Here is an 8,303-nt window from a genome sequence, read left to right as displayed (position 1 = left end):
CCCGGCGGGAACACCGGGGCTACTATTTGTCTTACGCATGAAAAAGGTATGCCCCCGTGCGTTCGCCAGTTCTCTGATGAATTACGGGGTAGGGGCGTGGCCTTGTGCCCGCCCCCGTGCGTTCGCCGACTAATACGGCCCTGCCAATGGCACGAACTGCAGGAGCACCTCTCCCTGGTCGTTCAACAGTTCCAGCCGATCAGCGCTCATCCGATAGGAAGATGCCTGTGTCAGGAAGCCGAAGTAGCTGGCCTCCTGCTCCATGATGCCACCAGGAATGTCACAGATAAGATTGGTGGCTGACACCGGATCAATTCGAATCGAGGTGCCCTGGGCCACGTAGGTGGTGTTATATTGGTTGCATCCACCTGAGCCCGACAGGCTGAAGTCTAGCCCAAACAGGGCGGTGAGCTCCGTATTCGGCAGGATGGACACCAGCGAGCCGGGCCCGCTGGTCAGATAGGTCAGCGACCAGGATGTGCCGACGATGGGCGTTGGTTCTGGAGTCGGTGTCGCTACTGGCGTAGCCGTGGGTACCTGTGTGGGCGTATCCCCGGCTCGTATTTCGATCTGGCTGACCGCACTGTCCTCCTGACCAGCGCTGTCCACCACACGCAAGGTGACGCTGAAAACCCCTGCACGATCGTAAACATGTTCTGCCACTGCGCTGCCATCGCCACTGCCATCGCCGAAGGACCACTGATAGGTTACGATCGGGTTTGGACCTGTCGACGCGCTGCCGTTGAACAGGATCGTTTCACCAACCACCCCCTGGGTCACAGCATTGATGACGGCCGTTGGAGGTTGGGAGGGCTGGGCATCGATCTGGATGCGGTGGCTGGAAGTGCCTGTCAATCCTTGATCGTCGGTGACGGTCAGGCGCACGTCGTAGGTGCCCGATGAAGGATAGGTTTTGGCAATTTGCACACCGGTGCCTCCGGTTCCGTCGCCAAAGGCCCACTCGTAAGTCGTGATCGTGTGGCCAGGCGCCGCAGTCGATTGACTGCCGCTGAAGATGACTTCCTGGCCGGCCATGGCCTGACTCGGGCCCGCAATAACCGCCGTCGGAGGCGCTACCGGCTGCTGCTTGAACCATTGCACCGTAATCTGTCCAACGCCGGTCGACTTGAAGTACTCGACCCGGAAGTCGTGATCGCCCTGGGCAATTACACCGCTGCTGGCCTGCAGGACGCGGGAGGGTTGGCTGACCCAATCGTCGATCAGCAGGCGCCCATCCAGCCACAGCCGGACGCCGCCCGAAACCTTGACCGAGAAGGAAAAATCACCCTGCTCCATGCCCTGGATTTGCGTCCAGCGAACCGAGTAGTTATCGGAGGGAATGCCAGGTGCAGGTGATCCGGTGCCCCAGTTGAAGTCGATTTCCCGGTCGTTGCGAATCAGGATCGGGTAGCCAGCCACGTTGGGATTGTCGAAGTACTCCCCCTTCCAGTCGGGATACTCGTCGACGTAGCCAACGTCCAGCCGAAGCGAGGCTGAACCGGCACCCTGGAAGTACTCCACGACCACGCTGTGGATGCCGCGGGTAATAACGACATCCTGAGTATAGTTGCGCGCGCTGCCCTCCTGCCAGCCGTCGATGATCATCACATCGTCGACCCATATGCGTACGCCGTCGTCGACCCAGACCGAGAACCGGTAGGTGCCAGCCGGCACATCCCGCTCGATTGACCAGCGTGCAGACCAGTTCTCGGATGGCATACCGGGTGCAGGGGAACTGGTGCCCCAGTTAAAATCGATTTCTGTGTCATTGCGGACTATGACCGGCTCACCCCGCAGCCCGCGATTGTCGTAGTACTCGCCCTTCCAATCGGAAATCACAATCGGAGGTGTGGCCGTGGGCGTGGGCAACGGAGGTAGCGGAACAACCGGGGCCCCTCCCGTCCCACTGGCCTGCACATCACTCGCCTGGACCCAACCCTGACCGGATTCCGCGGAAGGCAGCTTGATCACCCACCATCGGCCATCGGCGCTGGTGCCGGTCACCTCGGCCGATTGCCCTGCCGGCAAAACGCCGCTGATCTCATAGTCGGTGCCAGGACCACCGTAGATATAGGTGTTGTTGATCGCCGTCACAGTGGGAATACCCGGCTCAGGCGTCGGCAAAGGGGTAGGCGTGGCCTGCTCGATGGTCGGCGTGGCAACAACTGGCGTGATGCCCCCGCCGGGCTCAGTGCTGTCACCACCCAGCATGTTGACCAGAAAGAAGATCGCTGCCACCGCAGCCAGCGCCGCCAGTGCCAGCAACAGAACGGTCAGCCATCCACGGTTGGATTTTCCGTCATCGGCAGCGATCTTCTCAGGTTCACCGGGATCGACGGGAGCCCCGCCATCAGCTGCCGCGAGCACGACTGTTTCCTCTTCAACCGGTGGCTCGGGTAGTGGTTTGAGACTCTCGCTCGCCTGAACCGCCAATGCCGCATCCACAAGATCCTGCGAGCTTTCCGGATACCTGCCGGCGATCTCAGCCCGGTCCTCGTCGCTCAATTCTTCGGGAGCAATATGGAATCGTTGCAGAGTGGCTCGCAGTTCATCTTCAGCAAAGAACTCGATCAGCCGGCCCGTCTTTGCTTCGACGATCTTCACATCGTCATCGGCGAGCCTGTAGACAGTATTAGAATCTTCGAAAAAGACCAGCGTAGAAAGGGGGCGGCGGATAACGTGTCCAATCTGTTTCATGTTTTTTACCTTTTCGAGCTACGATTTTCCGTGACATTGTTTGAACTTGCGGCCACTGCCACAGGGACAGGGGTCGTTGCGCCCGATTCCCGCAAAGCTGGCCTCGAGCTTTCTCTCTTCAGCGGCCAGAATCTGCATGATTTCGGCCGGGGCGCGCTCTCTCCGCAACAGTTCTGCCATGGTGTTCATGGGCTGCCTGACGTGCTCAAAGAATGTTTTGTAGCCTGCGCAAAGGTAGTTCAAACCCGGTTCCCCATCAGGCGTTTCGATAAAACGATTCTTGGGACAGCCGCCATGGCAGGCGAAGCGAACGTCGCACTCAAGACAATACCTGGGCAGGCTGTCGAGCTTGTCACGGCCAAACTGCCGCTGTTGCGGCGAGGCAACCAGTTCGATCATGGGCGTCTCAAGGATGTTGCCCAGGAGATAGTCAGGTTCGACAAAATGATCGCAGGCGTAGAGATCACCGGTATGTTCCAGGGCCAATGCGTTGCCACAGGTGGGGGAAAACACGCAGAGGGCGTACTGTCCAATCCAATTGCCCAGGGTCACATCGAAAAGCTGCACGTAGACCTGCCCCACATCTCTCCGCACCCACTCATCGAATATCGTCGAAAGGAATCTGCCATATTGTTCCGGCTGAATTGAGCGGTCGGTAACCGTGTCGCCCGCCTGAAGCAGGGTGAGGCCATCCTCGTTGATGCGCTCGACGATCGCAATGAACTGAACGAACTGGGCCTGCAAGTCATCGCGGAAGAAACGATAGACCTCCAAAGGATGGTCGCCATTGCCGGCGTTGACCGTACAGAGGATATTGAAGTCAACCTCGTGCCTCTTCAGGAAATCCAACCCTTTCATGACCTGATCGAAGCTTCCCTTGCCCCCTTTTGTCACCCGGTATTTGTCGTGAAGCTCTCGGGGGCCATCCACACTGAGTCCGATCAGGAAGTTGTTTTCCTTAAAAAAGGCAGCCCATTCGTCGTCCAGCATCGTGCCGTTGGTCTGCATGCTGTGGCTGATCGTCATGCCCGGTTTCCGGTAGGACTCGGCAATGGCCACCGCTCGCCGGAAGAAATCCAATCCCATCAGGGTTGGTTCACCTCCCTGCCAGGCAATCATCACCTCCGGTACCTGGTGAGACTCGATCAGCTGCCTGAGGTAGGCATCGAGCACCTCGTCGGTCATACGGAACTTGCTGCCCGGGTAAAGCATTTCCTTGGTCAAAAAGAAGCAGTATTTACAGTCCAGGTTGCAGATGGCGCCCGTGGGTTTGGCAAGTAAATGGAATGCCGGCGGAACATTGGAAATGGAAGATGGATTCACAATAAACTCCTTAAGCGGGCCAGATCATTGGCACCAGAATCAAGCTGACGAGCAACACAAGCACCATGAGGGGCAGCCCAACTTTGCCAAAGTCGCCAAAGGAGTAACCGCCCGGCGTAAAAACCAACGTATTCACAGGGGAAGCGATGGGTGTAAGGAAAGCTGCAGATGCACCCACAGCGACCATCATCAGCATCCCGTACGGTGAGACTTCCAGGGTCAATGCGGCCTGCATGACGATCGGCGCCACGAGCACGGTTGTTGCCGTATTGCTGATCACCTGGCTGAACCCGGCCGTCAAGATGAAAACCCCTGCAAGCAGCGCGTGGGGGCCAACCGCACCCAAGGTGTTGACCAATGCATCGGCAATCAGTTCGGCGCCTCCCGTAACCTGAAGCGCAATACTCGTGGGCAACATGGCCGCGATCAGCACAACGGTCTGCCAATTGACCGCCCGGTAGGCGTTATCCATGGTCAGACAGCCACCCAATACCATAATCAGCGCGGCGATGAGGGCAGCGAAAACGGTTGGCACCAACCCGGTGATCATCAGGACCACCATGACACCCAGGGCAACGACCGCCACAGTTGCCTGGGGATTCGGTTCGACGATCTGGCGCGCCAGGGCTTCCGGGCGTCCAACCACGACGAAGTTGCGCCGCTCGTCGCGCAGTCGTTCGATATCCTCCCACCGGCCCCGTACCAGCAAGGAATCGCCAAACCGAAGGGCCGTCTGCCGACGAGGCATGAGTCTGTCACCTTGCCGCAGGGTAATGACCTGCACGTCGAACTTCTCGGCGAAATGGCTTCCTGCAATGGTACGCCCAACGTACTCCGATCGGGGAGGCACCAGCACCTCGGCGATACCCACCTCATGGGACAGCAACAGATCGGTAAGCTCGGCGTCTTCGGCCTCCAACTCCTGCAGGCCAAGGTTGAATTCAATCGAAGCGCGCTCGACAGCTTCGGGATTGCCTTTGACAACCAACAGATCCTGAGGGGCAATCACCGTGTCCGCGCCGGGCATTTTTCCATCGTCGTCGAGCAGCTGATCCAGGCTTTCAATCATTCTGCGACGTTGTAGCTGCAACGGGCCAAGGCCGTCGCTGGCACTGCCTGGAAGATGGGCGATGCGCAGAACAGACACCCCGTAATCGCGCCCCAGCTTCGTTTCTGCCAGCGTCTTCCCTACAATTCGCGAACTACTGCGTACCCGCAGTTGAAACATTTTTCCTGGCAGGTGATAGGATTCGGCGAGTTCACCCACCGACTCGATCACATCATCAGGAGCTTCGCCCGAATGCCGTTCCGGAAGCAATCGCCGTCCGAGTAGAACCATGAAACCAAGGGCGACAAGCAGCAACGGAATGCCGATCAAGCTGAATTCGAAAAAACCGAAGGGTTCCAACCCGGCTGCCGTCACGGTGTCGGATACGATGATGTTGGGCGGCGTGCCGATCAACGTCAGGAGACCACCCAGATTGGCGGAGAAGGCCAGCGGAATAAGGAACCTGGAGGGCATGCTGCCGACTCGCCAGGCCGCAGCCACCACCGCCGGAAGCAACATTGCCACTGTGCCGGTGTTGCTCAGGAAGGCAGAAAGCAGCGCCGTACCCAGCATGAGCACGACTAATAATCGGACTTCGCTGTTGCCCGCCTGTTCGATCAACTGCTGGCCCAACCAGGCAGTAACCCCCGTGCGAGCCAACCCTTCTCCGATCACGAACAGGGCCGCTATCAGAATCACAGTCGAATCGGCAAACCCGGACAGCGCTTGAGGAGCTGTGATCACTCCAACCAGGAACAGCGCCAGCATTGACAGCAAAGCGACCAGATCCGGTCGCAGGTCGCTGAAGACAAAAAAGGCAAGGGTGATGCCCAATATGATGAAGGTGATCGTCATGCGGTGCGGAAGACCTGAACCGAGCATCTCCCCGTGTTACGTTGCCGATACTACAGGAAGATCGTCAATCGCCCATCGGATTCTTTCCAGTCATCCAACGCCAAACCAAACGTGCCAGCATCAGGAAACCGATGACCATGGCACCAATGAAGCCAAAATAGGCGATCCGGAACATCCACAACCAGTAAGGAATTTCGGGATCGACAGAGGTCAGGCCCGACACAGCGATCGCAGAGCCGATGATCATCCCCATCAGCACGATCCCGATGACGATCTGCCGCAGGAAAACACCAAGTTTATCCACCTCCTGGGCCAGATCGGAGGTGTCCACATAGACTTCAAACCGGCCCTTCTGATACTGGTCAAGCCAGCCAATGGTCGCTTCCTGAAGAGAGGGCACACGCTTGAGAAGCTCGCGGGCGGTTGACATGGCCTGTTGGCTGGCCACGTCGACGATTTTCTCCGCGGTGACCTCCTGCACCAACATCTCCTTGGCGATCGTCACCCCCTGGTTGACAATGCCCCCTTCCGGGTAAAGCTCCGTAGCGATGGCCTCCGCCTGCATCAACGCTTTGATGGCCATCGTTAAGTTTGGATCCAGGCGCAAACCATGCCTGCGCAGGAGATCCATGGCCTCATTGATCGCTTCGCCAAAGGGTATAGCACGACCACCATAGGTGTATCGTCCAATTGTCCGCTCAAAATCCTTGTAATAGGCTTTTTGATCGAAATCATCGACAAAGGGTGTGCTCAGGCTTTCCATGATTTCAGCCATAGCCTGGACATCGATGTTTTGAACAGCGGCCAGCAATTGAATCAGGTTCATGCGCTGGGTAAAATCCAGCTCGCCCACCATGCCGGTATCGATGAGAGTCAATTGCCCACTCTCAAGATCTACCAGGATATTTCCGGGGTGGGGATCCGCATGGAAAAAGCCGTCAATCAACATCATCTTGATCATGGACTGCAGGGCAGCTGTAGCCAACGCTTCCCGATCTAACCCGGCCGCTTCGATGGCCTCGATATCGTTGGCCTTGACCCCGTCGACAAACCCCTCGGTGAGGACTTTGGAGGATGAATAGGTCGGGTAGATCTCTACGACCTCTACGTTGGCAATGTCACTCAAGCTGTCGGCCAGGCGAAAGGCGTTGTAAGCTTCCCCGTTGTAATCGAGCTCAGCCAGTACGCTGACGCCAAACTGCCCCACCATGCCTTCCAGATCGATTGCCTTGAGATCATCAGATCGCCGCGAGATCACGCGTACGGCGTCGCTCATGATTCCGATATCTGCCTTCATCTCATTGTAAATATTGGGTCGCTGGACCTTGACCGCTACCTTCCGCCCGTCGTCCAGAGTAGCCGCATGCACCTGAGCGGTACTCGCGGCAGCAAACGGTTCCGGCGCAAAGCTGGCGTAGATCTCTTCAGGCGGCGCACCTAACTCCTCCACGATCACCTCGCGCACCTGAGAGCTGGGAAAGGCAGGCACATCGCTCTGCAGCTTTTCAAGCTCAATCTCCCATTCCGGTGGAACTACCGAAGCCTGGCTTGAGATGATCTGGCCCATTTTGACGTAGGTAGGTCCCAGTTCCTCAATCATCAAACGGACCTTGACCGGTAGACTCAGGGGTTCCAGATCATCAGGCAAATGCCAGAGCCAGCGCTGCATGCGAGAATGAAATCCCACCAGAACCGGCCAGCGATCAAAAAGCAACTCCCAACCGTAGCGCAGGAAGAGATTATACACCTGCTGCAAGCGCAGGTTTTCACGGGCCTGGTCAAGTGCACTGTGTTTCATGATCCATCCTTTCCCTGCGCAGCATCAGCCTTCCCCTCATAGAACAGTGCGCTTTCGGCCCGATCCAGGATCCTGTCTACGCTCGGTTTTGGCTGGTCCAGATCAGCCCGTAGTTCTCCAGATTCATCGAGAACGATTGGTACGGTGAGACCAAAAAAGGATTCCAAAAAGCTGGTAGTGATTCCCATGAGTGCACCTGCAACGAAGGACCAAATGAAGCCATCGATAACGAAATGGCTGGGGACTAAATAGGCAAGAATCCACAAGACAATGGTGTTGATCAAGATGACGACCAGACCATAAGTTACGAAGAGGAAGGGAAGGGTGAAGAACTGAATGATGGGCTTCACCACAGCATTGAGGACCCCCAGCACGAGGCCCAAAGCAAGAAGTGTCCAGATGGGGTGAGCCTCGGGCCCCAGATGAATCTTCGGAACGATAAGAACGATCAACGTAAGGGTCAACGTGTTGATGAGAATGCGAACTAGCATGACCCGCCAGTTGAAGTGATGTCTCAAAGAGAAGTTTCTCATGCCCTGGTTCTCACTTATTGCTCAATGTGGAGGTGATTGTGGTCCGATC

General features: G+C 57.2%; 5 protein-coding genes. All 5 read right to left on the bottom strand.

Annotation, left to right across the window (positions count from 1 at the left end):
* Positions 1–129: 129 nt before the first annotated feature.
* A complete protein-coding gene (locus tag U9R25_15785; GenBank protein ID MEA3337360.1) occupies positions 130–2,697 on the bottom strand; it encodes a PA14 domain-containing protein in 2,568 nt (855 codons plus the stop codon).
* 18 nt (positions 2,698–2,715) lie between these two features.
* Positions 2,716–4,023, bottom strand: a complete 1,308-nt coding sequence (locus U9R25_15780) for an anaerobic sulfatase maturase (protein ID MEA3337359.1) — start codon at positions 4,021–4,023, stop codon at positions 2,716–2,718.
* A 7-nt stretch (positions 4,024–4,030) separates the two neighbouring features.
* A complete protein-coding gene (locus U9R25_15775; GenBank protein MEA3337358.1) occupies positions 4,031–5,923 on the bottom strand; it encodes an SLC13 family permease in 1,893 nt (630 codons plus the stop codon).
* Between the two features lie 64 nt (positions 5,924–5,987).
* Positions 5,988–7,721, bottom strand: coding sequence for an AarF/UbiB family protein (locus tag U9R25_15770; protein ID MEA3337357.1), 1,734 nt, complete (start codon positions 7,719–7,721; stop codon positions 5,988–5,990).
* Complete coding sequence (locus tag U9R25_15765) at positions 7,718–8,254, bottom strand: phage holin family protein (GenBank protein MEA3337356.1); 537 nt, start codon at positions 8,252–8,254, stop codon at positions 7,718–7,720. Before U9R25_15765 ends, U9R25_15770 begins: the two co-directional genes overlap by 4 nt.
* Positions 8,255–8,303 lie beyond the last annotated feature (49 nt).

The sequence above is a fragment of the Chloroflexota bacterium genome (assembly GCA_034717495.1).
Lineage (GTDB): Bacteria > Chloroflexota > Anaerolineae > JAAEKA01 > JAAEKA01 > JAYELL01.
The sequence above is the reverse complement of the archived record's forward strand: the minus strand, read 5'-3'. Positions and strand labels throughout refer to the sequence as shown.

What these genes read in the sequence shown, in the direction of transcription:
- U9R25_15785 (MEA3337360.1), bottom strand. Translation starts at nt 2,697, where the DNA reads ATGAAACAGATTGGACACGTTATCCGCCGCCCCCTTTCTACGCTGGTC.
- U9R25_15775 (MEA3337358.1), bottom strand. Translation starts at nt 5,923, where the DNA reads ATGACGATCACCTTCATCATATTGGGCATCACCCTTGCCTTTTTTGTC.
- U9R25_15770 (MEA3337357.1), bottom strand. Translation starts at nt 7,721, where the DNA reads ATGAAACACAGTGCACTTGACCAGGCCCGTGAAAACCTGCGCTTGCAG.
- U9R25_15765 (MEA3337356.1), bottom strand. Translation starts at nt 8,254, where the DNA reads ATGAGAAACTTCTCTTTGAGACATCACTTCAACTGGCGGGTCATGCTA.